29 protein-coding genes are annotated in these 22,314 nt (G+C 39.6%); 20 read left to right on the forward strand and 9 right to left on the reverse strand.

Going from position 1 to position 22,314, the window contains the following annotated elements:
* The first annotated feature begins 18 nt into the window (after window positions 1-18).
* Window positions 19-867 (forward strand): STAS domain-containing protein, encoded by an 849-nt coding sequence (locus AB1K80_RS05220; protein WP_412855564.1) that lies wholly within the window; start codon window positions 19-21, stop codon window positions 865-867.
* 35 nt (window positions 868-902) lie between these two features.
* On the opposite strand, the gene AB1K80_RS05225 is transcribed toward AB1K80_RS05220, so the two are convergent.
* Window positions 903-1,445: an IseA DL-endopeptidase inhibitor family protein gene (locus AB1K80_RS05225; protein ID WP_412855565.1), complete on the reverse strand. Its 543-nt coding sequence runs from the start codon at window positions 1,443-1,445 to the stop codon at window positions 903-905.
* A gap of 295 nt (window positions 1,446-1,740) precedes the next feature.
* Between AB1K80_RS05225 and AB1K80_RS05230 the strand changes: the two genes are divergently transcribed.
* Complete coding sequence (locus tag AB1K80_RS05230; RefSeq protein ID WP_412855566.1) at window positions 1,741-2,181, forward strand: hypothetical protein; 441 nt, start codon at window positions 1,741-1,743, stop codon at window positions 2,179-2,181.
* 41 nt (window positions 2,182-2,222) lie between these two features.
* On the opposite strand, the gene lexA is transcribed toward AB1K80_RS05230, so the two are convergent.
* Entirely contained in the window at window positions 2,223-2,843 is a 621-nt protein-coding gene (lexA, locus tag AB1K80_RS05235) for a transcriptional repressor LexA (protein WP_412855567.1), read from the reverse strand.
* A gap of 154 nt (window positions 2,844-2,997) precedes the next feature.
* Here lexA and yneA point away from each other — a divergent pair, with 154 nt between their 5' ends.
* The 6 genes from yneA (at window position 2,998) to AB1K80_RS05265 (ending at window position 7,399) form a co-directional block, all read left to right on the forward strand.
* On the forward strand, window positions 2,998-3,309 hold the full coding sequence (gene yneA, locus AB1K80_RS05240) for a cell division suppressor protein YneA (RefSeq protein WP_412855568.1): 312 nt from the start codon (window positions 2,998-3,000) through the stop codon (window positions 3,307-3,309).
* 17 nt (window positions 3,310-3,326) lie between these two features.
* Entirely contained in the window at window positions 3,327-3,971 is a 645-nt protein-coding gene (locus AB1K80_RS05245) for a recombinase family protein (protein ID WP_412855569.1), read from the forward strand.
* 69 nt (window positions 3,972-4,040) lie between these two features.
* Window positions 4,041-4,271 carry a DUF896 domain-containing protein gene (locus tag AB1K80_RS05250; protein WP_412855570.1) on the forward strand — a complete coding sequence of 77 codons (231 nt, stop codon included), beginning with the start codon at window positions 4,041-4,043 and terminating at the stop codon, window positions 4,269-4,271.
* Between the two features lie 186 nt (window positions 4,272-4,457).
* Entirely contained in the window at window positions 4,458-6,461 is a 2,004-nt protein-coding gene (gene tkt / locus AB1K80_RS05255) for a transketolase (protein WP_412855571.1), read from the forward strand.
* A 188-nt stretch (window positions 6,462-6,649) separates the two neighbouring features.
* Entirely contained in the window at window positions 6,650-7,096 is a 447-nt protein-coding gene (sirA, locus tag AB1K80_RS05260) for a sporulation inhibitor of replication protein SirA (protein ID WP_412855572.1), read from the forward strand.
* A gap of 84 nt (window positions 7,097-7,180) precedes the next feature.
* On the forward strand, window positions 7,181-7,399 hold the full coding sequence (locus tag AB1K80_RS05265) for a YneF family protein (protein WP_412855573.1): 219 nt from the start codon (window positions 7,181-7,183) through the stop codon (window positions 7,397-7,399).
* Between the two features lie 269 nt (window positions 7,400-7,668).
* On the opposite strand, the gene AB1K80_RS05270 is transcribed toward AB1K80_RS05265, so the two are convergent.
* The gene (locus AB1K80_RS05270) at window positions 7,669-7,842 is read right to left on the reverse strand and encodes an aspartyl-phosphate phosphatase Spo0E family protein (protein ID WP_369810454.1); all 174 of its coding nucleotides are present in this window, start codon (window positions 7,840-7,842) and stop codon (window positions 7,669-7,671) included.
* A 209-nt stretch (window positions 7,843-8,051) separates the two neighbouring features.
* Between AB1K80_RS05270 and AB1K80_RS05275 the strand changes: the two genes are divergently transcribed.
* On the forward strand, window positions 8,052-8,759 hold the full coding sequence (locus tag AB1K80_RS05275) for a cytochrome c biogenesis CcdA family protein (RefSeq protein ID WP_412855574.1): 708 nt from the start codon (window positions 8,052-8,054) through the stop codon (window positions 8,757-8,759).
* Window positions 8,760-8,854: 95 nt separating this feature from the next.
* On the forward strand, window positions 8,855-9,337 hold the full coding sequence (locus tag AB1K80_RS05280) for a CcdC family protein (protein ID WP_412855575.1): 483 nt from the start codon (window positions 8,855-8,857) through the stop codon (window positions 9,335-9,337).
* A 23-nt stretch (window positions 9,338-9,360) separates the two neighbouring features.
* Here AB1K80_RS05280 and AB1K80_RS05285 read toward each other — a convergent pair whose 3' ends face one another.
* The 4 genes from AB1K80_RS05285 to sspO all read right to left on the reverse strand — a co-directional run bounded on the left by AB1K80_RS05285 (window position 9,361) and on the right by sspO (window position 10,864).
* Window positions 9,361-9,789 (reverse strand): DUF2621 domain-containing protein, encoded by a 429-nt coding sequence (locus tag AB1K80_RS05285; RefSeq protein ID WP_412855576.1) that lies wholly within the window; start codon window positions 9,787-9,789, stop codon window positions 9,361-9,363.
* Between the two features lie 259 nt (window positions 9,790-10,048).
* A complete protein-coding gene (locus AB1K80_RS05290) occupies window positions 10,049-10,447 on the reverse strand; it encodes an Hsp20/alpha crystallin family protein (RefSeq protein WP_412855577.1) in 399 nt (132 codons plus the stop codon).
* Between the two features lie 102 nt (window positions 10,448-10,549).
* Window positions 10,550-10,696, reverse strand: coding sequence for a small acid-soluble spore protein P (locus AB1K80_RS05295; RefSeq protein ID WP_012010105.1), 147 nt, complete (start codon window positions 10,694-10,696; stop codon window positions 10,550-10,552).
* A 21-nt stretch (window positions 10,697-10,717) separates the two neighbouring features.
* Complete coding sequence (gene sspO, locus AB1K80_RS05300; protein WP_412855578.1) at window positions 10,718-10,864, reverse strand: small acid-soluble spore protein O; 147 nt, start codon at window positions 10,862-10,864, stop codon at window positions 10,718-10,720.
* Between the two features lie 219 nt (window positions 10,865-11,083).
* Between sspO and acnA the strand changes: the two genes are divergently transcribed.
* The 7 genes from acnA to AB1K80_RS05335 all read left to right on the forward strand — a co-directional run bounded on the left by acnA (window position 11,084) and on the right by AB1K80_RS05335 (window position 15,871).
* The gene (gene acnA / locus AB1K80_RS05305) at window positions 11,084-13,813 is read left to right on the forward strand and encodes an aconitate hydratase AcnA (RefSeq protein ID WP_412855579.1); all 2,730 of its coding nucleotides are present in this window, start codon (window positions 11,084-11,086) and stop codon (window positions 13,811-13,813) included.
* 65 nt (window positions 13,814-13,878) lie between these two features.
* Entirely contained in the window at window positions 13,879-14,382 is a 504-nt protein-coding gene (locus tag AB1K80_RS05310; RefSeq protein WP_412855580.1) for a TlpA family protein disulfide reductase, read from the forward strand.
* A gap of 72 nt (window positions 14,383-14,454) precedes the next feature.
* Window positions 14,455-14,586 (forward strand): FbpB family small basic protein, encoded by a 132-nt coding sequence (locus tag AB1K80_RS05315; RefSeq protein ID WP_412855581.1) that lies wholly within the window; start codon window positions 14,455-14,457, stop codon window positions 14,584-14,586.
* Window positions 14,587-14,630: 44 nt separating this feature from the next.
* Complete coding sequence (locus AB1K80_RS05320; RefSeq protein ID WP_412855582.1) at window positions 14,631-14,774, forward strand: acid-soluble spore protein N; 144 nt, start codon at window positions 14,631-14,633, stop codon at window positions 14,772-14,774.
* Between the two features lie 15 nt (window positions 14,775-14,789).
* Window positions 14,790-15,032: a small acid-soluble spore protein Tlp gene (gene tlp, locus AB1K80_RS05325; RefSeq protein WP_412855583.1), complete on the forward strand. Its 243-nt coding sequence runs from the start codon at window positions 14,790-14,792 to the stop codon at window positions 15,030-15,032.
* Window positions 15,033-15,134: 102 nt separating this feature from the next.
* Entirely contained in the window at window positions 15,135-15,557 is a 423-nt protein-coding gene (locus AB1K80_RS05330) for an acyl-CoA thioesterase (protein ID WP_412855584.1), read from the forward strand.
* Between the two features lie 2 nt (window positions 15,558-15,559).
* Window positions 15,560-15,871, forward strand: coding sequence for a hypothetical protein (locus AB1K80_RS05335; RefSeq protein ID WP_412855585.1), 312 nt, complete (start codon window positions 15,560-15,562; stop codon window positions 15,869-15,871).
* Between the two features lie 38 nt (window positions 15,872-15,909).
* On the opposite strand, the gene AB1K80_RS05340 is transcribed toward AB1K80_RS05335, so the two are convergent.
* Both AB1K80_RS05340 and plsY read right to left on the reverse strand, forming a co-directional pair.
* Window positions 15,910-16,197 (reverse strand): HesB/YadR/YfhF family protein, encoded by a 288-nt coding sequence (locus tag AB1K80_RS05340; protein WP_412855586.1) that lies wholly within the window; start codon window positions 16,195-16,197, stop codon window positions 15,910-15,912.
* Between the two features lie 102 nt (window positions 16,198-16,299).
* Complete coding sequence (gene plsY / locus AB1K80_RS05345) at window positions 16,300-16,881, reverse strand: glycerol-3-phosphate 1-O-acyltransferase PlsY (RefSeq protein WP_412855587.1); 582 nt, start codon at window positions 16,879-16,881, stop codon at window positions 16,300-16,302.
* Between the two features lie 155 nt (window positions 16,882-17,036).
* Between plsY and AB1K80_RS05350 the strand changes: the two genes are divergently transcribed.
* From AB1K80_RS05350 to parC, 3 genes are all read left to right on the forward strand, one after another.
* Complete coding sequence (locus AB1K80_RS05350) at window positions 17,037-17,450, forward strand: CoA-binding protein (protein WP_412855588.1); 414 nt, start codon at window positions 17,037-17,039, stop codon at window positions 17,448-17,450.
* 410 nt (window positions 17,451-17,860) lie between these two features.
* A complete protein-coding gene (gene parE, locus AB1K80_RS05355) occupies window positions 17,861-19,828 on the forward strand; it encodes a DNA topoisomerase IV subunit B (protein WP_412855589.1) in 1,968 nt (655 codons plus the stop codon).
* A 2-nt stretch (window positions 19,829-19,830) separates the two neighbouring features.
* The gene (parC, locus tag AB1K80_RS05360) at window positions 19,831-22,272 is read left to right on the forward strand and encodes a DNA topoisomerase IV subunit A (protein WP_412855590.1); all 2,442 of its coding nucleotides are present in this window, start codon (window positions 19,831-19,833) and stop codon (window positions 22,270-22,272) included.
* Window positions 22,273-22,314 lie beyond the last annotated feature (42 nt).

A 22,314-nucleotide genomic window follows, 5' to 3' on the forward strand; every position in this document is an offset into this window, starting at 1 on the left:
TTGAAGGGACATCTGTTTATGGAGCAAAACCGTGAATTATACGATTTTTTCATGCAACATGCGGCGGGATTGACTGAAAGATGGTATGAGTCAATTGAGGATGATGACCCTGAATCGATTTATCGATCAACAGATTCCGGTATCATTGCAGAGCTGAAACGGCAAAATCAAGATTACTATCAGCATTTTATCCGTGCGTTAATTGAAGAAAAGACGTATTTACATACTGAGTTTAAGAAGTGGTCTGAAGATTTAGCGAGTGATCCGAAGCATTTAAATACACCACTAGACTATGTCGTCAGGGAATATATGTCCAATCAAAAGATCGTCCTGCATTATGTAAAAGAATTTATCAAACAGCGTCAAGGAAATATTGACATTGATCGGATTTTTTATTGGTATGATTTAATTGCGGAGGCATTTAATATCTCTATTCATGTGTTTATTCAGCAATATGTGAAAAATACCACCGAAAAATTAATGGCACAGAGGGATTTGATTTATGAACTAAGTTCTCCTGTCATTGTCTTAAAAAAACATATTGCTTTACTGCCATTAGTAGGGGATATTGACACAGCGAGGGCGAAATTCATTCTTGAAAATACGTTACAGGAATGCTCGCAAAAAGGTGTACAGCATTTGTGCCTTGATCTGTCAGGAGTTGTGATGATTGATACGATGGTTGCACAAGAAATTTTTCATCTGATGACATCCCTTCGTTTGATTGGCGTGGAGACGATCATTTCAGGGATTCGACCAGAAATTGCCCAAACAGCCGTTCAATTAGGGCTTCCATTGAATGAACTCCGTACGGCATCATCGCTTGCACATTCACTTGATCGAATCGCTGATTTGTCATCTAAATAAAAAAACAGGCCTGTAAGAAACGGCCTGTTTTTTATTTAGATGACAGCATCGAATTGGGTTACTTTCCATTCATTTTGCTCTTTTTTATAGGTGACGGTACGTTTTACTTTACGTCCGTCGAGGGTTGGTACTGTAAACTCATATGTGCGAAGATCACTTTTCTTAGAAACGAGTTTCGGTGTTGCTTTGTTCCAGTTCAGCATGTTGTCGCCGTCGCCGATTGGAACCGCCATTTTACCTTTATGGACAATGAACTGATAGTCTTTTAACCCAAAAGTAATCGCATCTTTTGTGAAAACTTCTGATAAATAGTGATTTAGCTTTTTCTTCGTATCAAATGTTTTAGCAAGGTAGTTGTAAGTCATGTCTTTGTAAGTAAATGATTTTAATTTGTAATCAGTATGTTCATTGACTTTGTAGCCTGACATAGCACTCCAAAAATGTTCTCTTGCATCTAGAGCAATATGTAACGCTTCTTTATTCGTCAAGTTGTTATGTTTCTTGGAAGCGGCCAGTGTCGTTGTTTGTAATGAGATGATTAGCATGATTGCAGTGAATAAAACAAATAATTTTTTCAAGGCGAATGCCCCCTTTTCGAAATGAAAACTTCTTATATTACAAATGTTACAATAATTACAGTTAGATTACAAGTATTAAATGTAAATGTTTTTTGTTTCGTTTGCTGATATCTATATAACGTTTGAGCGGCATAAAAAGTTCCCATTTTTTAAAATTTTCGTCTTATTCATCATTTAACCGTTCTAAATGGGAATAAAACCTCTTTTTAACATATTTCTCGTTTAAGTCCCAACACTCTTTTACGTCCGGCACATATAATGTCGTGATGAAAGTCTAAGAAAGTGGTGTTTAAGTATGTATCAATCATATGAAGATGTGTGGAATGGATACCCATATGACGGGCACGTATTTGGGTGGCGAACGTTACCAGTACCTCCAGTAGGAGGATTTCCTATGTTTCCAATTGGAGGAGTTGGTTCAGGGCAAGGGATTGGCGGACAGTCGGCTCCACCAGCTCCCTCACCGCAAATTCTTTCACAGTATCAGCAAGCGGTTTCTCAGCCACAAAGTATGCAGAGCCTCATTTCACAACAAAGTATCGGCGGGCAGCAAACGGTTCAATTTGCTGCGGGTTGTAATAGACGTTGGACCATCGTATTCCTAAGAAACGGTCAAGTATTATTAATGTTTGTACTATCTTCACAGCCTTTTGGACGTACAACGGGCTTTATATGGCCAAACTTTACATTTGGTTCCTTCCCGAGCTCAAGGATTCTAGCATATTCTTGTTCTTAAAAAAAACCGGACTTCATCCAAGAAAGATGAAGTCCGGTTTTTTAATGAATATTTCTAAATACACCAATCACTTTACCTAGTATACTCACATTCTGTAAAATAATCGGTTCCATTGATGGGTTTTCTGGCTGTAATCTAAAGTGCGTATCTTCCTTATAAAAGCGTTTGACTGTCGCTTCATCTTCCTCTGTCATGGCTACTACGATATCCCCATTGTTGGCGGTGCTTTGCTGACGGACAATGACATAGTCCTTGTCCAATATGCCTGCATCAATCATACTTTCTCCCATAATTTCAAGCATAAAGATCTGTTCATCTGGCGTTGCATATGTTTCAGGAAGAGGGAAGTACTCTTCTACATTTTCGACAGCGGTAATAGGTAAACCCGCTGTGACTTTTCCGATGACTGGAACATTCATCACAGGACTCTTTGGAATATTCAATTCCTCTTCATCTAGTACTTCAATTGCTCTAGGTTTTGTCGGATCTCTTCTAATTAAGCCTTTTGTTTCTAGTCTAGCTAAATGTCCATGAACCGTTGAGCTAGATGCTAGACCGACCGCTTCACCAATTTCACGAACGGAAGGGGGATAGCCCTTGCTTTTTACTTCGTCTTTGATGAATTTTAGGATATCGAGTTGTCTTTTTGATAGCTTCGTCATCTTTTGCACCTCAAAACGTCAATTTTAAAGAAATTATAGCATGTTTTTCCTCGTAGTACAAACATAGGTTCGAAAAAACCATTTGACAGAAACGTTTGTTCGTATTTATAATAAATTCGAAACGAACACACATTCTATTAAGGGAGATGACATTATGACGTTAAAAGAATCTATCATATTTATTGGACTATTCACATTCATCGTTGGCGTATTTCTCTCACTTATTGCCGTCACAAGCCATAATGATACAAATCAATATGTTAAAATAGAGGTTCAATCAGGTGATACACTTTGGGGCATAGCTGATCAAGTAAACGACAGCAAATCAATCGATAAGAATTCATTTATTGATTGGGTGACCAAACAAAATGATCTAGTCTCAACGGACATTCAGCCAGGAGATATCCTTGTCATACCTGTCAAAAAAGAGCATCCAGTCGTATATGAACTCGCAACAGTCCAGTAGAAAGGTCGATTGATGACATGAATGCAATGATTTATGCGAGAGTCAGTACTGTAAAAGAAGAACAGGAAACCTCGTTAAAAAGACAAGAAGAAGAGCTATTAGCTTTAGCTAGTTCTCACAAGATGAACGTCGTTAAAGTGATTAAAGAAAAAGCAAGTGGATACGATCTAGATCGTGATGGTGTTTTTGAAATGCTTGCGACATTAAAGGAAGAGTCAATTGATGCAGTATTAATTCAAGATGAGACACGACTCGGTAGAGGACAAGCAAAAATCGCACTCCTTCATTGTCTATTTAAAGAAAAAGTCAAAGTGTATAGTGTATTTCATAGAGGAGAGCTAGAGCTTTCAGAAGCAGATGAAATGGTCATTGAGATCGTAGGGATCGTAGAGGAATACCAACGGAAAATCCATAATTTAAAAATAAAACGCGGCATGAAAAGAGCAATTGAGCGCGGCTACCAGCCTGAACGCAACTTAAAACATAAGGAGCAAGCACCTGGACGTGAGCGTATTGAGGTGCCGATTTCCGAGATTGTTCGATTAAGAAAAAACAACATGACCTTTGCTGAAATTGCTGTGACGCTTCAAGCGCTCGGTTTTGATATTTCGAAAGCAACCGTACATAGAAGGTATCAGGAATACGAAAAGAATCTTACGTAAAGTTTGAATTGTTGTAAATGTAAAAGATATTTAGTAGTATGTAGAGAAAAAGTTTTAAAGGAGTTTGTCATGATTTCTAAAGAACAGCTTGCAAGGATCAATGAGCTTTCAAAAAAATCGAAAGAGATCGGTTTATCGGACGCTGAAAAAACGGAGCAAAAGCAATTAAGAGAAGAATACTTAAAAGCTTTTCGTTCTTCTATGAAAAATACACTAAAAACTGTTAAAATCGTCGATCCAGAAGGAAATGACGTCACACCAGAAAAGTTAAAAAAAGAAAGAGATCAAAATCTTCATTAAGAAGATCATTTCTTTATTATTGAAAAGATGGGAGAAATATTCTCATCTTTTTCATTTTTGTATAAGTTTTTCATCAATTGAGAAACTAAATGTGATAATTTACTTCTTTTTCAGCGTGAAATAGTTGTGAAAAAAGGACAGTAGATTTATGATAATGTTGTACACAAGTTACGGAAGGGGATTTATATGGAAACGATTGAACTGAAATCTATTGCAACAATACGTACGCTATCCATAGACGCAATTGAAAAAGCAAATTCGGGTCACCCTGGAATGCCGATGGGTGCAGCTCCTATGGCTTATGCATTATGGACGAATCACTTAAACGTAAGTCCGCAAAACCCAAATTGGTTTAACAGAGACCGTTTTGTATTATCAGCGGGACATGGTTCTATGCTTTTATATAGCATGCTTCATTTAAGCGGATACAACCTTAGCATCGAAGATTTAAAAGAATTCCGCCAATGGGGAAGTAAAACACCTGGACATCCTGAATATGGACACACAGAAGGTGTCGATGCGACAACAGGTCCTTTAGGACAAGGAATTGCGATGGCTGTTGGAATGGCACTTGCAGAAAGACACCTAGCTGAAACATATAACAAAGACAAATTTAATGTTGTGGACCACTATACATACAGTATTTGTGGAGACGGTGACTTAATGGAGGGGATTTCCTCTGAAGCTGCTTCACTTGCTGGTCATTTAGGCTTAGGTCGATTAATTGTTCTTTACGATTCAAACGACATTTCTTTAGATGGCGATTTAGATCGTTCATTCTCTGAAAACGTAAAAAATCGTTTCGAAGCAATGAATTGGGAAGTCCTTTATGTGAAAGACGGAAACAACATTGAAGAACTAACAGCTGCTATTGAAAAAGCCAAACAAAGCACAGACAAACCGACATTGATTGAAGTAAAGACAACAATCGGATTCGGTTCTCCAAACCGTGCTGGCACATCTGGTGTGCATGGTGCACCACTTGGCAGTGAGGAAACCAAGTTGACGAAGGAAGCATATTCTTGGACGTTTGAACAAGATTTCCACGTTCCTTCTGAAGTTTATGAACATTTCCAAACAGTTGTAAAAGACGCTGGAGCGAAGAAAGAAGCAGCGTGGAATGAGTTGTTTGAAGCATATGAAAAAGAATACCCTGAACTCGCAGCCCAATTAAAGCTTGCGATTGAAGGAAAGCTACCTGAAAATTGGGATCAAGACATTCCGGTTTATGAATCGGGTTCAAGTCTCGCTTCACGTGCTTCTTCTGGGGAAGTATTGAACGGCATTGCAAAGCAAGTACCTTTCTTTATTGGAGGATCTGCTGACCTTGCGGGATCAAATAAAACAACGATTCAACATACAGAAGACTTTGGAAAAGACAATTACGCTGGCAAGAATATCTGGTTCGGTGTCAGAGAATTTGCGATGGGTGCGGCTTTAAACGGTATGGCACTCCACGGTGGTCTACGTGTATTTGGTGGAACATTCTTTGTTTTCTCCGATTACTTAAGACCAGCGATTCGACTTGCTGCATTAATGGGGCTTCCAGTAACGTATGTCTTTACTCACGATAGTATTGCAGTTGGAGAAGATGGCCCAACGCATGAGCCAGTTGAACAGCTTGCTTCATTACGTGCGATGCCAAATCTTTCTGTGATTCGTCCTGCAGATGGAAACGAAACAGCTGCAGCATGGAAACTCGCTGTTTCTTCTACGGATAAACCAACAGCGCTAGTTTTAACGCGTCAAAACCTTCCGACGATTGACCAAGCACCTGAAAAAGCATACGAGGGTGTAGAAAAGGGTGGATACGTAGTAGTTGAAGCAGCAGATGCACAGCCAGAAGCGCTTCTACTTGCTTCAGGATCTGAAGTCGGTTTAGCAATTGAAGCTCAAAAGGCCCTTGAAAAAGAAGGCATCCGCGTCTCTGTTGTGAGTCTTCCAGCATGGGATCGCTTTAATCAACAATCCGACGAGTATAAAGAGTCAGTTCTTCCGCAATCAGTGAGAGCACGTATTGCCATTGAAATGGGTGCTTCATTAGGCTGGGAGCGTTACACTGGGCTTGACGGTGATGTGATTGCGATTGATAAATTTGGTGCTTCAGCACCAGGTGAAACCATCATGGAGAAATACGGATTTACTGTTAGCAATATCGTAAGCCGTGTGAAAGCAAAGCTGAATAAATAAATCGACTCGCTTTCATGCAGGATGTTTGCAGAGCATGTTCATCAGCTCTGCAAACATTTTTCTTTTTTCTTGTTTTTTTGACAAAACTAGTTCCTTCTCGCTTCATATATAGACAATTCTTTCTTTCACATTTTTGTATAATACAAGCATTAAATGAGATTGACGAAATGTGAAAGGAAGGGATTGACATGGAACGCCATTATTATATTTATTGGATTGAGGATGAATTTGCCAATCATTATTTTGGTAGAGAGTCTATTTTGTTTCATTTGTTTGAGTCGTTACACTGGACGAACCGAAGTGACGATGAGTTGGTGATGCTTGTGAAGCAAGTGGATTATGTAACGAAACGAATCCCTGCTTTTCATATGCATCAACGATTAATGAGTCATTTAACAAATATTCACTATACGCAGATTGGGTCCATTTATAGTGCCTCTTTACCAGGCGGAAAAGGGACTGCGGCATTTATCATCAAAGATCGTTATATTCAAATGTCCGCTACAGGCAGCTATGAGGCGGAAACGGTGTTTTTTGAAGTACTGAGAAAAATTAGTCCTTGCTTCCTAGCCATGGACTTTGGATCGAAAAAGCATGGGTGGCTCAATCCTGTCAAAGTAAGGAATTTTGTTTAAAAAAATAAAAATGAACGTGAAATGTTGTATAATCACCTTTTGTTTAGTACACTTTATACGATACAACATGAAGGAGGAAGAATTATGGATTTATGGGTTGGCATCCTTGTAGGCGTTGTTGCATTGCTTGCAGGAGTTGCACTCGGATTCTTTATTGCTCGTAAGTATATGATGAGCTATTTGAAAAAGAATCCACCAATTAATGAACAAATGCTTCGAATGATGATGATGCAAATGGGCATGAAACCGTCCCAAAAGAAAATCAATCAAATGATGAAAGCCATGAACAACCAAGCGAAATAATACGTCAGATATTATGATCATAGATGGAACATGGTAATAAAGGATGGACAAGCGATGTCTAGAATTTATTAAAGTCACCTTCATCAAACGCTTAAAACCACTGTACTTGCATAAACGAGCAGGGAAGGTGGTTTTTTATATGGCGTGACGATGAACAAAGTCGTACAACAAAAACCCCTCCGTTAAGAGGGGCTTTTGCATCGTTTATCTTCAATACATATCAACTGTTCTGACATTTAGCGGCACGGTGTGTATGTCAATAGATATGATTAGTTGGCTGAGTTGGAATGTAAGTGTCGTTGATATTGTAAGAGGAGATGATCTAGCTGCTGGCTATGTTCTATCGTCACTGTGGATGTCATCCCATTATGCAAGACAACTTTCATCAGCTCTTCTCTTTTTTCTTCAATCTGAGTCAATAATGATGTTTTTACCAAAGTCATGTTCCTTTCATGCAAATCTTGATAAAAAGAATCGGTTCTATTATATCCATTTTAAGGTTTATTTTCAAATTTAAAGGATTAAATGTCTCGATGTCAAATTAAATTATATAAGGTTTTAAGAGATTAGACCATCTTTATTAAGAGGATGTTAAAAAAATGAAATGATTTTGTCATCTCTTATTGTATATTGTAAGAAGGGGGTGTTCTTTTTGACAGAGCTGAATTATTTTTTAGCATTCGGTGCAGGTTTTCTCTCGTTTATTTCACCGTGTTGTTTGCCGCTCTATCCAGCCTTTTTATCTTATATCACGGGTGTGAGTATAGATGAAGTGAATTCAGAGAAGGTGATGCTAAGAAAGAGGAGTTTGCTACATACACTATTCTTTTTAATCGGATTCTCCATTATTTTTATTGCGATTGGCTTTGGCACCTCGCTTGTTGGATCTTTTTTTAATGAATATCATCAAGCGATCCGTCAAATTGGCGCCATTCTCATTATTTTCTTTGGTTTTATGATTCTAGGTGTGTTCCAGCCTTCTTTTCTCATGGGAGAAAAAAGAATGCAATTCAAAAATCGCCCAGCTGGTTTTTTCGGCTCGATTCTTATCGGAATGGGTTTTGCGGCGGGGTGGACGCCTTGTACGGGCCCCATTTTATCAGCTGTCATCACACTTGCCAGTAACCATCCAGAGTCTGCTGTGACCTATATGCTGGCGTATGTACTGGGGTTTGCTATCCCGTTTTTTGTTCTTTCGTTTTTTATTACGAAGCTCACTTGGATTAGAAAACGCCAGCAATTGATCATGAGAATTGGCGGAATTATTATGATTGTCATAGGGGTTTTACTGTTCTTTGATCTTCTGACGTGGATTATTATTCTGTTCTCGTCTTTGTTTGGTGGATTTACAGGTTTTTGAAATCGTTTTCTACACAGTCGCTATACATGGTTTTTTTTCGTATATTGGAGTATATTATAATTAGCTGAGCTTAAAGCATAAAGGAATGATTTGTTATGATGGTCATCATCTCATCGATAATTGCGGTTTGTATGGCCGTAGCTGTCATGTTTATCCGAATTAAATCATCTGAAAAACCTGCAACCGCTAAAAAGATTATTTTACCGCCTATTTTCATGAGCACTGGTGCATTGATGTTTTTTGTTCCGATGTTTCAAGTCACTGGAGCCGAATTTCTTGAAGCGATTACAGTAGGGATGTTTTTTTCTATCTTTTTAATTAAAACATCCAAATTTGAGATTAGAGGAAAAGATATTTATTTAAAGCGTTCAAAAGCTTTTGTTTTCATTCTGATAGGACTTCTGATTCTACGTATTGCCATGAAGACCGTCCTAAGCTCTTCTATTGATTATGGCGCATTAAGCGGGATGTTCTGGATACTTGCTTTCGGAATGATCGTGCCGTGGCGTGTTGCGATGTACTTATCCTTTAGAAAACTATCGAAACAATTAGATCCACAGCAGGTGCAAATGAATTAAACCTCCTTTTCAACAAAAGGAGGTTATTTTAATAAAGATTCATATGGCTTGTGATCGATGTTCTTTTCTTGTAGACGTTTGAGTAAAAACTTATGGTCTCGTTTTGGCGTAGCGATCATGTAGCCTCGAATGATTAGGTCTAAATTGATGCTAGCAGCTTGTTCCTTTAAGGCCAATTCGCCAATCTTACCGGCAATCTTTTCTTTCGCCACATCTCTAAAAAGCTCTGGAACAGGCAATACAAGTTCATTTAAAAGTTGTTTGTCTTCCTCCCGCCACAAGTGAAGGCTTTTTTGTATATATTCATTTTGCCAATCTAGCTCTGATCTACCGTCTTCCTTAGGCAATCGTTTTAAAAATTTGCGAAACATAAAAAAGCCACCGATTGCTAATAAACCGATCATGACCGTACCCCAAAATAAAATAAACCACAAAAACCAGCCGCTTAACATGTTCTCACCCCTTATACCCCTTATGTCTATTTTATTTTACATGAATACATGATAGAAGAAAATAACAAAAATGTATAAAGCGCCTCACTATGAATACTCTCGGCACTGGTAGCGCCCTTTTACGAGAAACACCCAAACCAATTAGTAGAAAACGAATACGTTATCATATAGCGACTCTACTATTTGGCCATGGTGGTGGCGCGTGGATGGATTTGACTTAAAACGAACGGAAGAGAGCCCACCTTTCTTAGGTGGGCTCTCAATGTTTGAAGTATGGCATTTGAAACGTAAATGCTGCATCTTGACGATGGGCACTTTTTTTAATATGGATGGATATGATTTGGTTTTCATACTCTGTCACAATTTCTTTGTCATTCAAGTAGAAAGGAAGCATCACGCTTTTTTCGATCGGCTGTTCCTCATGATTTGTTTGCTTTAATACATAAGATAGAACAAGTTCATAACCAGCGAAGGTTAGTTTGAAGTCAGATATGGGTAGGTGGGTTGTATCCAGCTCAATGATATAGTCAAGGCTTGTTTCATAAAGATCAATTGGGAGCTGTTCATCATACCAAGCAAAAGGATCATCCATTAATACATGAAGCCAATCATCTATTTCAAGAAAATCAGAAGAACTCACTTGCTTTTCATTCTCCATAAACACTCCTCCATCATATCTCATAATAAATGATATGTTCAGAAGTGAAATGTGTGATTAACCTAAAACATCCCGCCAGGTAACGGGATGAGAGAGGATGAGTTACATATCGTGATGGGAATTATGTTTTTGTCTTGTATGGTTGCGATTTTTCACTTTTTTACTACCTGATAGTGGTTCAGGCTGTCCGCTTTGATGTTCCTTTGGTGAGTTTTGACGAATGTCTTTCCCTGTATTTTTATTTGTCATGGTCTTGTCTCCTTTCTGATATTATTGATTCTTTTTGCGCTTTTTATTGTTTTGTCTTTGTTCTTCTGTTAACACGAGTTGATCGTTTTCAATATAGCCAGCACCTTTTCCTTGGCTTTTGGCTGCGTTCATTCCGTCAATGATATGATTTGCTTTTCGTTTTGTCATGTCTTATCACCTCAGCTTTAGTATGAGCGTGAGCCAATTGATTTATGAAGAGTAAACATTTCCTAGTGATAAGGTAAACTTATTGAATTTAATAAAAGCATTGTTATTTACTTATGTATGAAATTGTTTTAAGATGAAATTGTGAGAAAATTGTGGTGAATACGACGATTTTTCTGAGAGTTGAAATTGATCTTGATCATCAAAAGGGGGATTTTGGACATGTCGAAACAACAGCAAGTCGCTAAACAAGACGCTTTTCAATCTAGAAAAACGTTTTCGACAAACGGGAAAACATATCACTATTATTCGCTAGAAGCACTTGAAAAACAAGGTGTTGGCAATGTATCTAAATTGCCTTATTCCATTAAGGTCTTGTTAGAATCAGTCCTTCGTCAAGTAGACGGTAAAGTGATCAAAAAGGAACATGTTGAAAACTTGGCAAAATGGGGAACTGCCGAGGTCAAAGAGATTGATGTTCCATTTAAACCATCTCGTGTTATTTTACAAGATTTCACCGGTGTACCAGCCGTCGTTGACCTTGCTTCTTTAAGAAAAGCAATGGCTGATGTTGGCGGAGACCCAGATAAAATTAACCCTGAGATTCCAGTTGACCTTGTCATTGATCACTCTGTTCAAGTAGACAAAGCTGGAACGGAAGATGCATTAAACATTAACATGGATTTAGAATTTGAGCGTAATGCAGAGCGTTACAACTTCTTAAGCTGGGCAAAGAAAGCGTTTAATAATTATCAAGCTGTTCCACCTGCAACAGGGATTGTTCACCAAGTGAACTTAGAGTACCTTGCAAGTGTTGTTCATGCGATTGAAGAAGATGGCGAGCTGATCACTTATCCAGATACGCTTGTTGGTACTGACTCGCATACGACGATGATTAACGGAATCGGCGTTCTTGGTTGGGGCGTTGGTGGGATTGAAGCGGAAGCGGGTATGCTTGGTCAGCCTTCTTACTTCCCAGTCCCTGAAGTCATTGGTGCAAAGTTAGTAGGTGAGCTTCCAAACGGAACAACTGCCACTGACCTTGCATTAAAAGTCACACAAGTACTACGTGAAAAAGGTGTAGTAAACAAATTCGTTGAGTTCTTCGGACCAGGTGTTGCACAGCTGCCATTAGCAGACAGAGCAACAATTGCAAATATGGCTCCGGAATATGGTGCAACATGTGGTTTCTTCCCTGTAGATGAAGAAGCACTTGCTTACCTTCGCCTAACAGGCCGTGATGAAGAGCAAATTAATGTTGTTGAAGCATATTCTCGTGCAAACGGATTGTTCTATACGCCGGATATGGAAGACCCAATTTTTACTGATGTTGTAGAAATTGACCTTTCTCAAATTGAATCAAACCTGTCTGGACCAAAACGTCCGCAAGATTTGATTCCACTTTCTAAAATGAAAGAGACGTTCCATCAGCATATTGAAAGCCCAGCAGGGAACCAAGGATTCGGTTTAGAGAAATCAGAGCTTGATAAACAAATCGAATTTGATCTTCAAAACGGTGAAAAAGCTGTGATGAAGACAGGTGCAATTGCCATTGCTGCCATTACGAGCTGTACGAATACATCTAACCCATACGTGCTCATCGGAGCTGGTCTTGTAGCGAAGAAAGCAAGTGAGCTTGGGATGAAGGTGCCGAACTATGTGAAAACATCATTAGCACCAGGTTCAAAGGTTGTTACAGGCTACCTTGTGAATTCAGGTCTTCTTCCATACTTAAGAGACCTTGGATTTAACATTGTTGGATATGGCTGTACAACATGTATTGGAAACTCTGGACCGCTTGCAAAAGAAATCGAGGAAGCTGTCTCTGAAAATGATCTACTGATCACTTCCGTCTTATCAGGTAACCGTAACTTTGAAGGTCGTATTCATCCGCTTGTAAAAGGGAACTACCTTGCATCCCCACCATTAGTTGTGGCGTATGCACTTGCTGGTACAGTTGATATTGACTTAACTAAAGATCCAATCGGTGTTGATAAAAACGGAAATAACGTGTATTTCAATGACATTTGGCCATCAATGGACGAAATCAACAGCATCGTTAAAAGCACAGTCACACCTGAGCTATTCCGTTCAGAGTATGAAACTGTTTTTGACAGCAATGACCGCTGGAATGAAATCAAAACGACGGATGATGCATTGTATAAATGGGATGAAGATTCAACATACATTGCGAACCCGCCATTCTTTGAAAACTTATCAGTTGAGCCTGGTAAAGTTGAACCGCTTAAAGGCTTACGCGTCGTAGCGAAGTTCGGAGATTCTGTCACGACTGACCATATTTCTCCTGCTGGAGCCATTGGGAAAGACACACCTGCAGGTAAATACTTGCAAGAAAGAGGCGTATCACCGAGAGACTTTAACTCATATGGATCTCGCCGTGGTAACCACCATGTCATGATGAGAGGTACTTTTGCAAACATCCGTATTAAAAACCAAATCGCACCAGGAACAGAAGGCGGATATACAACATATTGGCCAACTGGTGAAGTGACATCCATTTATGATGCATGTATGCGTTATAAAGAAGATGGAACAGGTCTTGCGATCTTAGCAGGTAAAGATTACGGTATGGGATCTTCACGTGACTGGGCTGCAAAAGGAACAAACCTTCTTGGCATTAAATTTGTTCTTGCTGAAAGCTTTGAGCGTATCCATAGAAGTAACCTTGTCTTCATGGGCGTCCTTCCTTTACAGTTTAAAGACGGAGAAAGTGCCGAAACATATGGATTAACAGGAACAGAAACTTTTGAAGTCGATGTGGATGAAACAGTTCGTCCGCGTGACCTAGTGACTGTGAGAGCCACTGATGCAAATGGCAATGTGAAAACATTTGAAGTAGTTGTTCGCTTTGACAGTGAAGTAGAAATTGACTACTATCGCCATGGCGGTATCCTTCAAATGGTACTTCGCGAAAAATTGGCAAACAACTAATACAGTAAAGAAGAGAAGGCGTTTGAAAGCTTTCTCTTCTTTTTTAAAATAGTGGAGGATCAATCATGTGGAAGAAAGGAATGGCAAGCGCTGTTTTACTTGTGTTGATTGGTTTATTTGTATGGAATTTGCTTGAACCAAAAGAGCCAGCGATTGGTCTTGAAAAAGGCGATGAGGCGCCGGATTTTCAATTGGAAACACTTGATGGCCAAACGGTCTCCTTATCTGATTATCGCGGGAAAAAAGTTCTCGTCAATTTTTGGGCAACATGGTGTCAACCGTGCAGAACGGAAATGCCCGATTTAGATGCAATCAGAAGCGAGAATGATCAAGTCGAAGTTCTTGCGGTGAATTTGACCACAACTGAAAAGAGTGTGGAGCATGTACGATCGTTTAAAGATGAGCTGAAACTAAGTTTTCCGGTTTTGTTAGATGAAAAGGGCATCCAAGCCAGATATCAAGTGCTGTCATATCCAACAACATACATATTAGACGAAAAAGGACGCATCTTGTCTGTGAAAAATCAAATGCTGACAAAAAAAGAGATAGAAGAAGAGCTGGACCTATAAGGGTTCAGCTTTTTTGCTTATTTTCTAAATCTTTTGGCTAAAATGTATGGTAACGACATGGAGGTGAGCGGAATGAGAAGAAAAAAAAGACGTACATTTGAAGAGCTCGTCTTAGAAAATAAAAAAGAATTACTAAGCAATGAAGAGTTTTTAAACCAGCTTGAGGAAAAGTTGGAAGAACGGCTCGATAAAAACCAGTTATGATTTGCGTTATTTCGTTCATCCTATAGAAGAGGGAGGGATGAATGATGGGTAGAGAGCATGATAAACAAGCACAATTTACACCTGACCATTTAGGGACAAAATCTGTCGCATACAAGCGGAATAAAGGAAAAAAGATGCATAATAAAACGAATGAACAGCCTGATGTGATACAAACGAAAGGCGAATAGTAGGAGGGAAGAATGATGAACGACAAGTCCTATCAATCCAATCCAGATGATCGTTCTGATAATGTTGAAAAGCTGCAAGACATGATTCAGAATACACTCGATCGTATAGATGAGTCTGAAGAGGCCATGGCATTTTCAACAGAGGAAGAAAAGCAAATGATTCAGCAGAAGAATCAAAACCGCCAAATGAGTATTGACGCGATGCGTTCTGAAATCAAGGATGAACAAACGGCAAGAAAGAACGGGTATACTGAATAAACCAGGGATTCCTGGTTTATTTTATTGGCTCTTTTTAGAACAACCTTTTGGAATGTGGTAAAATGACAGAGACTTTAGGTTTCGATAGGAGAGCGATGAAACGTGTATATTTCAAAAAAAGAAATAGAAGTACGATATGCTGAAACGGATCAAATGGGCATCGTATATCATGCCAATTATCTCATATGGATGGAAGTCGGCAGAACGGCCTTGATGAAAGAATTAGGTTTTTCTTATGCACAGCTTGAAGCGGATGGCGTTCTTGCACCTGTAGTCGATCTTCAAGTTCAATATAAAAAGCCATTATTGTATGGCGAAACAGCGACAGTACATACATGGATTGAAGAGTATAATGGCGTCAAAACGGTGTATGGCTATGAAATTCAAAAGCCTGATGGTCAAACAGCGATCACCGGCACAACTTCCCATATATGCGTAAAGAAAGACACGTTTAAACCAATTCAATTTAGAAAAGCTTTCCCAGACTGGCACAAAGTTTACGAACAGTCAAAGAAGCAGGTTTAGTGATGGCTTTTGGTATCAAAAGACATGAGTTGAACGGCTGGAAATCAGCTGTTCAGCAAGGTGAAATCGCCTTTTTAACGCATTATTGGCTAGATGACCGTTTTCCAAATGCCAATACTGTCACAAAGGCTGCCTGTCAAGATTTGAACGTGTTAGTTTTGTGGGGAGAAACATATGGTTTGAAAAAAGAATGGATTCATATTCGCGAAGGATTTCCTCACTTTGATCTCATTGGTGACGTGCAAAAAAGAATACTGAAAAAGGAACGCTCCTTAGGAAATATTCAGGAGTTTGGTCTATTGATCTGCGTATAAAACAAAAAAGATACCCGAGGGATGAGGTATCTTTTTTGTTATTCATAATGAAACTCTGGTTCTTTTACGGACTCGTTATAATCAATATGCAGATCATGGTTGTCAAAATACCACATATCACTTTCTTCAACAAAGAAAGTAATACCTTCTAATTCAGCGGTCGCGCCAGCTTTTTCTGGTTGATCTTTTGTGACGCCAAGAGAAAAGCCTTTTTGTACATTGCTGCACCCGCCATATCTGACAAAAAAGCGAACTTGATCACCTTTTTCTAAATCTAATTCATCCTTGTACCAATTTAGTGCTTCGTCTTTTATCGTTAATTTCATTAGTGATCGCTCCTTTTTTGAAATTCATGCTGTTTTTCGAAATGCAGAATGCAAAAAAACAGCTTTTCTATTCTTATACCACAGATTCATTTTTTAAAACAGCTAAAGCCATTTGATTTTGGGCTCTGTTTTGTTGAGAATGCGTTTGAGGTTGGCTATATGCCGAAAGATCACGAAGCCAGACAAAACAGCCACTACAATAATCAAGAACAAGTCTTGTGTGAATAGGCTGTATATGAATGTATAGACCCCAGTTAACATTGATGATAAAGAAACATATTTACTAATGTATAAAAATAAGAAAAAAGCGGCGATCATTGTGATAAATAAAAATGGGGCATAAAATAGCAAGACGCCGCCTGATGTAGCGACTGCTTTTCCCCCTTTAAACTTTGCAAATAGAGGAAAGCTGTGACCGATGACAGCAGCTACTCCTGCTAATAAGGGATGGACGTCCAGTTGCATGAAAAACGGTAATGCTGAAGCAAGAGTCCCTTTTAAAATATCGGCTGTGATGACGATAGACCCTGCTTTTACCCCAAGTGTACGAAATGCGTTCGTTGCCCCAAGGTTCCCGCTACCATGCTCACGAATATCGATTCCCTTTGCAGCTTTCCCGACAATCAGACCGGATGGTATACTGCCGAGAAGATAAGCCAAAATAAACATCAAAGCAATTAACATCTGCATATCTCCTTTATATTCTCCCTCTTGCTTTACATTTTAACATGATCTAACGAATAACATAGTGATCTTTTTTTGAAAATATAGCAGGTGAATCATTTCAGCTTTGTTTTTAGGAAGAAACTTCGCTAAAATAGAAGAAAAGGAGTGTCATGATGAATCAGCCTACCAAACAAGAAATTGGTCGTATTTTAAAAAACAGCAAGCGAATTGCTGTTTTTGGTTTATCGGATCAGCCGCACCGAACGTCGTATATGGTATCAAAAGCGATGCAGGATGCTGGTTATGAGATTATTCCAGTTAATCCAACCATTGATGAGGCACTTGGTGTGAAAGCGGTTGCCTCGTTAAAAGACTTAACAGAGCCTGTTGATATCGTGAATGTGTTTAGACGTTCAGAATTTTTACCAGAGCTCGCAAAAGAATTTTTAGAGATAGATGCACCCGTTTTTTGGGCTCAGCAAGGTATTTATCATGAAGAAGCGAAGAGATTGATTGAGGAACATGGTAAGATGGCGATCATGGATTTATGTATCAAGGTGGCACATGCTATGACAAAAACTCACTAATTCGTCAAAAATCCTTGTTTTTTCAAGGGTTTTTCTTCTTTTGAAGCAGAAATATATTTGCCATTCTTCAAGAAAGCGATAAAATAAGGCGACAGGGACTATATTGATGACCTTGCAAATGAAGAAAAAGAGCGATATCATAAAATAGGAACGTTTGTTCTGTTTAACTGGTTTCATCATGATGAATGCATTTGGCTTATGATATAGTCTTGTTTATAATGGACTTCGAGTTCTGAATGCAAAATCTTTGATCGTTGTGCAAAAGAGTATGTATAGATGAAGCACATATGCATGGTGATGATGCAGCTTATTAAATTAGATCGTAATGAGCAGCATGATCATCATTAAAATCTCAAGAGATCATTTCATGATGAACCGGTTATGTTTGGTAGTGAAAGGGGAATAAGCATTTGGTTAAAAAGCAGCAAGTAGATTATAACGATGATTCAATTCAGGTGCTAGAGGGGCTTGAAGCGGTTCGGAAACGTCCAGGAATGTATATAGGATCAACCGATTCCCGTGGACTTCATCATCTTGTTTATGAAATTGTAGATAACTCTGTCGATGAAGTGCTAGCTGGCCATGGAGATCAAATCATTGTGAAAATACATAAAGATAATAGCATTTCCGTTCAGGATAAAGGGCGTGGAATGCCTACTGGTATGCACAAGCTTGGAAAACCAACGCCTGAAATTATTTTAACAGTCTTGCACGCGGGCGGAAAATTTGGTCAAGGCGGATACAAAACAAGTGGTGGACTTCACGGTGTAGGGGCTTCAGTTGTGAATGCACTGTCAGAATGGCTCACCGTGACAATTGAACGTGATGGTTTTATTTATCATCAACGTTTTGAAAACGGCGGAAAGCCTGTCACTTCCCTTGAAAAAATCGGGAAAACAAAAAAGACAGGAACACTGCTTCACTTTAAACCAGATCCGACCATGTTTAGTGTGACGGCCTATAATTTCGATACATTATCAGAACGTCTAAGAGAATCGGCCTTTTTATTAAAAGGATTAAAAATAGACTTAATTGACGAACGTCATGATGTCCAAGAAACTTTTTATTATGAGACGGGTATCGAGGCATTCGTTGCATATCTCAATGAAGAAAAAGATGTACTGAGCGAAGTGGTCTCATTTGAAGGGGTGCATCAGTCAATTGAAGTAGATTTTGCCTTTCAATTTAATGATGGCTATTCAGAGAATATCTTGTCATTTGTTAACAATGTCAGAACAAAAGACGGTGGTACACACGAGTCTGGCGCAAAAACGGCGATGACGAGAGCGTTTAATGAATATGCACGAAAAGTCACGTTACTAAAAGAAAAAGACAAGAATTTAGAAGGCACTGATATTCGCGAAGGGCTATCCGCTATCATTTCCGTCAGAATTCCTGAAGAATTGCTACAATTTGAAGGGCAAACAAAAGGAAAACTTGGGACAAGTGAGGCGAGATCCGCTGTCGATGCGGTCATTTCTGAAAAGCTGGCTTATTATCTCGAAGAAAATAGGGAAACAGCGACTCTCCTTGTGAAAAAGGCTGTAAAGGCACAGCAGGCGAGAGAAGCTGCCAGAAAAGCGAGAGAAGAAGCGAGGAGCGGCAAGAAACGGAAAAAATCCGAAGCCACGTTAAGCGGAAAACTGACGCCTGCACAATCAAGAAACCCAGCTAGAAACGAACTTTACTTAGTAGAGGGAGACTCTGCCGGGGGATCAGCAAAGCAAGGACGTGACCGGAAGTTCCAAGCGGTGCTTCCGCTTCGAGGGAAAGTCATTAATACAGAAAAAGCAAAGCTTGCGGATATTTTCAAAAATGAAGAAATCAACACCATTATTCATGCAGTTGGTGGTGGCGTAGGTGTCGATTTTCAAGTAGAAGACATCAACTATGACAAAATCGTCATCATGACAGATGCTGATACAGATGGCGCTCATATTCAGGTACTTCTTTTAACATTCTTTTATCGATACATGAAGCCGCTGATCGAGCATGGAAAAGTGTTTATTGCTCTTCCACCGTTATATAAAGTCAGCAAAGGCTCAGGCAAAAAAGAAATCATTGAGTATGCATGGTCTGATGAAGAAATGGATGACGTGCTAAAGAAAGTTGGAAAGGGTTATACGATCCAGCGCTATAAAGGTTTGGGTGAAATGAATGCCGACCAGCTATGGGAAACGACAATGAATCCAGAATCCAGAACACTTGTCAGAGTGAAAATTGATGATGCTGCACGAGTGGAACGCCGCGTTACAACACTGATGGGTGATAAAGTAGAACCGCGCCGTAAATGGATTGAAAAGAATGTCGCCTTCGGAATTGATGAGGAAAGTAACATTCTTGAAAATGAAAACTTGTCGCTAGCTGAGGAGGTTTAAACATGGCACAACAAGAACGATTTCACGATTTACCATTAGAAGAAGTCATTGGGGACCGCTTTGGTCGCTATAGTAAATATATCATCCAAGAACGTGCGCTTCCGGATGCACGTGACGGTCTAAAGCCTGTACAACGAAGAATTTTATATGCAATGTACGCGGAAGGCAACACACAAGATAAAAACTTCCGTAAAGCGGCCAAAACCGTCGGAAACGTCATTGGTAACTATCATCCGCACGGAGACTCGTCTGTTTATGAAGCGATGGTGAGGATGAGTCAGAACTGGAAAGTGCGTAACGTGCTGATTGAGATGCATGGAAATAACGGGAGTATCGATGGAGACCCGCCAGCGGCTATGCGTTATACAGAAGCGCGTCTATCAGCGATTGCGTCAGAGCTACTGAAAGACTTAGACAAAGAAACAGTCGAATTTGTTTCAAACTTTGATGATACAAGCAAAGAGCCAGTGGTCTTACCAGCGATGTTTCCAAACCTACTTGTCAACGGATCGACAGGAATTTCAGCTGGTTATGCCACTGATATTCCTCCGCATCATCTCGGAGAAGTCATTGATGGTGTGATCAAGCGCATTGAGCAGCCGCATTGCACCGTAGAAGACTTGATGACGGTCATTAAAGGGCCGGATTTCCCGACAGGCGGCATTATTCAAGGTGTGGATGGCATTAAGAAGGCATATGAAACAGGTAAAGGAAAGATCATCATCCGCGGAAAAGCGGAAATTGAAACCATTCGTGGTGGACGTCAGCAAATCGTCATCACAGAAATTCCTTATGAAGTGAATAAAGCCAATCTTGTCAAAAAGATGGACGAATTTCGTATTGAAAGAAAGGTAGAGGGGATTTCGGAGGTTCGAGATGAGACTGACCGTACAGGACTTCGTATCGTCGTAGAGCTGAAAAAAGAAGCCGATGCCAATGGCGTCTTGAACTTCTTATATAAAAATTCAGATCTGCAAATCCCTTATAATTTTAATATGGTTGCGATTCATAATCGAAGACCAACGTTAATGACATTGACAACGGTACTAGATGCATATATCGCCCATCAAAAAGAAGTGGTGACGAATCGTTCGGCATATGAGCTGCGAAAAGCGAAGGAGCGCCATCATATTGTCGACGGTTTAATTAAGGCACTGTCCATTTTGGATGACGTGATTGCGACCATTCGTTCGTCTAATGATAAGCGCGATGCGAAAAATAACTTAATAGAGAAATACGACTTTACCGAAGCGCAAGCAGAAGCCATTGTTTCTCTCCAATTGTATCGTTTAACAAATACGGATATTACGCAATTAAGAGAAGAGGCGAAAGAGCTTGATCAGCGTATAGCAGAACTTGAAGACATCTTAGCCCATGAGAAAAAGCTGTTAAAGGTCATTACCTCAAGTTTGAAAAAGCTCAAAAAAACGTATGCTGATGACAGACGCTCTGTGATTGAAGAGAAAATTGAAGAAATCAAGATTAACTTGGAAGTCATGATCGCTTCAGAGGATGTATATGTCACTGTCACAAAGGATGGGTATATCAAACGGACAAGCCAGCGCTCCTATGCCGCGTCTAATGGGAAAGACTTTGGCATGAAGGACACAGACCGGTTGATTCAGCAGTTTGAAATGAATACAACGGATGTCCTTCTATTGTTCACGAATAAAGGGAGCTACATTTATTGTCCGGTTCATCAGCTACCAGATATACGTTGGAAAGACATGGGGCAACATATTACAAACATTATTTCGATTGATCGTGATGAATATATACAAAAGGCAATCCCAATTAAAGAATTTGATGAGTCATCATACCTTGTCTTCTTTACAAAAGGCGGTATGGTGAAGAAAACCGAGCTTCTTCAATATAAAGCACAGCGTTATTCGAAACCGCTCGTTGCATTGAACTTAAAAGGGGATGATGAACTAATAGATGTTCACGTCACAACAGGACAGCAAGAATTGTTTATTGCGACGAAAAATGGGTATGGATTGTGGTTTGATGAAGAAGAAGTCAGCGTGGTTGGTGCTAGAGCGGCTGGTGTCAAAGGAATTAATCTGAAAGAAGGAGACGAAGTGGTCTCTGGACAGATCATTGATCCGAAACATCATGTCCTTGTGCTTACTACACAAAGAGGCGCTGTGAAGCGTATGAATCTTTCGGAATTTGAGAAAACAACACGTGCCAAACGTGGCGTATTGATGCTAAGAGAATTAAAGAAAAATCCTCATCGCGTTGTTGCTGTAATGGCTGCATTACTGCATGACACGCTTGAGATCGATACAGAGAAGGGGACAACGATCCCACTTGATATCTCTAGTCTGAGAGCCAATGATCGGTATAGCAACGGGTCATTTATTTTGGATGAAGAGGAGCAGGGAGAAGTCACGCATGTTCTTCTGTCACCTGCACCTTCACCGGATCAAGCTAAATCTTAAAAACGAAAACCCCCTGCAAATGTCAGGGGGCTGTTTTGTATT

Source organism: Bacillus sp. 179-C3.3 HS (assembly GCF_047229225.1).
Lineage (GTDB): Bacteria > Bacillota > Bacilli > Bacillales > Bacillaceae > Bacillus.

What these genes read in the sequence shown, in the direction of transcription:
- AB1K80_RS05220 (WP_412855564.1), top strand. Translation starts at nt 19, where the DNA reads ATGGAGCAAAACCGTGAATTATACGATTTTTTCATGCAACATGCGGCG.
- AB1K80_RS05230 (WP_412855566.1), top strand. Translation starts at nt 1,741, where the DNA reads ATGTATCAATCATATGAAGATGTGTGGAATGGATACCCATATGACGGG.
- lexA (WP_412855567.1), bottom strand. Translation starts at nt 2,843, where the DNA reads ATGACGAAGCTATCAAAAAGACAACTCGATATCCTAAAATTCATCAAA.
- yneA (WP_412855568.1), top strand. Translation starts at nt 2,998, where the DNA reads ATGACGTTAAAAGAATCTATCATATTTATTGGACTATTCACATTCATC.
- AB1K80_RS05245 (WP_412855569.1), top strand. Translation starts at nt 3,327, where the DNA reads ATGAATGCAATGATTTATGCGAGAGTCAGTACTGTAAAAGAAGAACAG.
- AB1K80_RS05250 (WP_412855570.1), top strand. Translation starts at nt 4,041, where the DNA reads ATGATTTCTAAAGAACAGCTTGCAAGGATCAATGAGCTTTCAAAAAAA.
- tkt (WP_412855571.1), top strand. Translation starts at nt 4,458, where the DNA reads ATGGAAACGATTGAACTGAAATCTATTGCAACAATACGTACGCTATCC.
- sirA (WP_412855572.1), top strand. Translation starts at nt 6,650, where the DNA reads ATGGAACGCCATTATTATATTTATTGGATTGAGGATGAATTTGCCAAT.
- AB1K80_RS05265 (WP_412855573.1), top strand. Translation starts at nt 7,181, where the DNA reads ATGGATTTATGGGTTGGCATCCTTGTAGGCGTTGTTGCATTGCTTGCA.
- AB1K80_RS05270 (WP_369810454.1), bottom strand. Translation starts at nt 7,842, where the DNA reads ATGACTTTGGTAAAAACATCATTATTGACTCAGATTGAAGAAAAAAGA.
- AB1K80_RS05280 (WP_412855575.1), top strand. Translation starts at nt 8,855, where the DNA reads ATGATGGTCATCATCTCATCGATAATTGCGGTTTGTATGGCCGTAGCT.
- AB1K80_RS05285 (WP_412855576.1), bottom strand. Translation starts at nt 9,789, where the DNA reads ATGTTAAGCGGCTGGTTTTTGTGGTTTATTTTATTTTGGGGTACGGTC.
- AB1K80_RS05290 (WP_412855577.1), bottom strand. Translation starts at nt 10,447, where the DNA reads ATGGAGAATGAAAAGCAAGTGAGTTCTTCTGATTTTCTTGAAATAGAT.
- AB1K80_RS05295 (WP_012010105.1), bottom strand. Translation starts at nt 10,696, where the DNA reads ATGACAAATAAAAATACAGGGAAAGACATTCGTCAAAACTCACCAAAG.
- sspO (WP_412855578.1), bottom strand. Translation starts at nt 10,864, where the DNA reads ATGACAAAACGAAAAGCAAATCATATCATTGACGGAATGAACGCAGCC.
- acnA (WP_412855579.1), top strand. Translation starts at nt 11,084, where the DNA reads ATGTCGAAACAACAGCAAGTCGCTAAACAAGACGCTTTTCAATCTAGA.
- AB1K80_RS05310 (WP_412855580.1), top strand. Translation starts at nt 13,879, where the DNA reads ATGTGGAAGAAAGGAATGGCAAGCGCTGTTTTACTTGTGTTGATTGGT.
- AB1K80_RS05315 (WP_412855581.1), top strand. Translation starts at nt 14,455, where the DNA reads ATGAGAAGAAAAAAAAGACGTACATTTGAAGAGCTCGTCTTAGAAAAT.
- AB1K80_RS05320 (WP_412855582.1), top strand. Translation starts at nt 14,631, where the DNA reads ATGGGTAGAGAGCATGATAAACAAGCACAATTTACACCTGACCATTTA.
- tlp (WP_412855583.1), top strand. Translation starts at nt 14,790, where the DNA reads ATGAACGACAAGTCCTATCAATCCAATCCAGATGATCGTTCTGATAAT.
- AB1K80_RS05335 (WP_412855585.1), top strand. Translation starts at nt 15,560, where the DNA reads ATGGCTTTTGGTATCAAAAGACATGAGTTGAACGGCTGGAAATCAGCT.
- AB1K80_RS05340 (WP_412855586.1), bottom strand. Translation starts at nt 16,197, where the DNA reads ATGAAATTAACGATAAAAGACGAAGCACTAAATTGGTACAAGGATGAA.
- plsY (WP_412855587.1), bottom strand. Translation starts at nt 16,881, where the DNA reads ATGTTAATTGCTTTGATGTTTATTTTGGCTTATCTTCTCGGCAGTATA.
- AB1K80_RS05350 (WP_412855588.1), top strand. Translation starts at nt 17,037, where the DNA reads ATGAATCAGCCTACCAAACAAGAAATTGGTCGTATTTTAAAAAACAGC.
- parC (WP_412855590.1), top strand. Translation starts at nt 19,831, where the DNA reads ATGGCACAACAAGAACGATTTCACGATTTACCATTAGAAGAAGTCATT.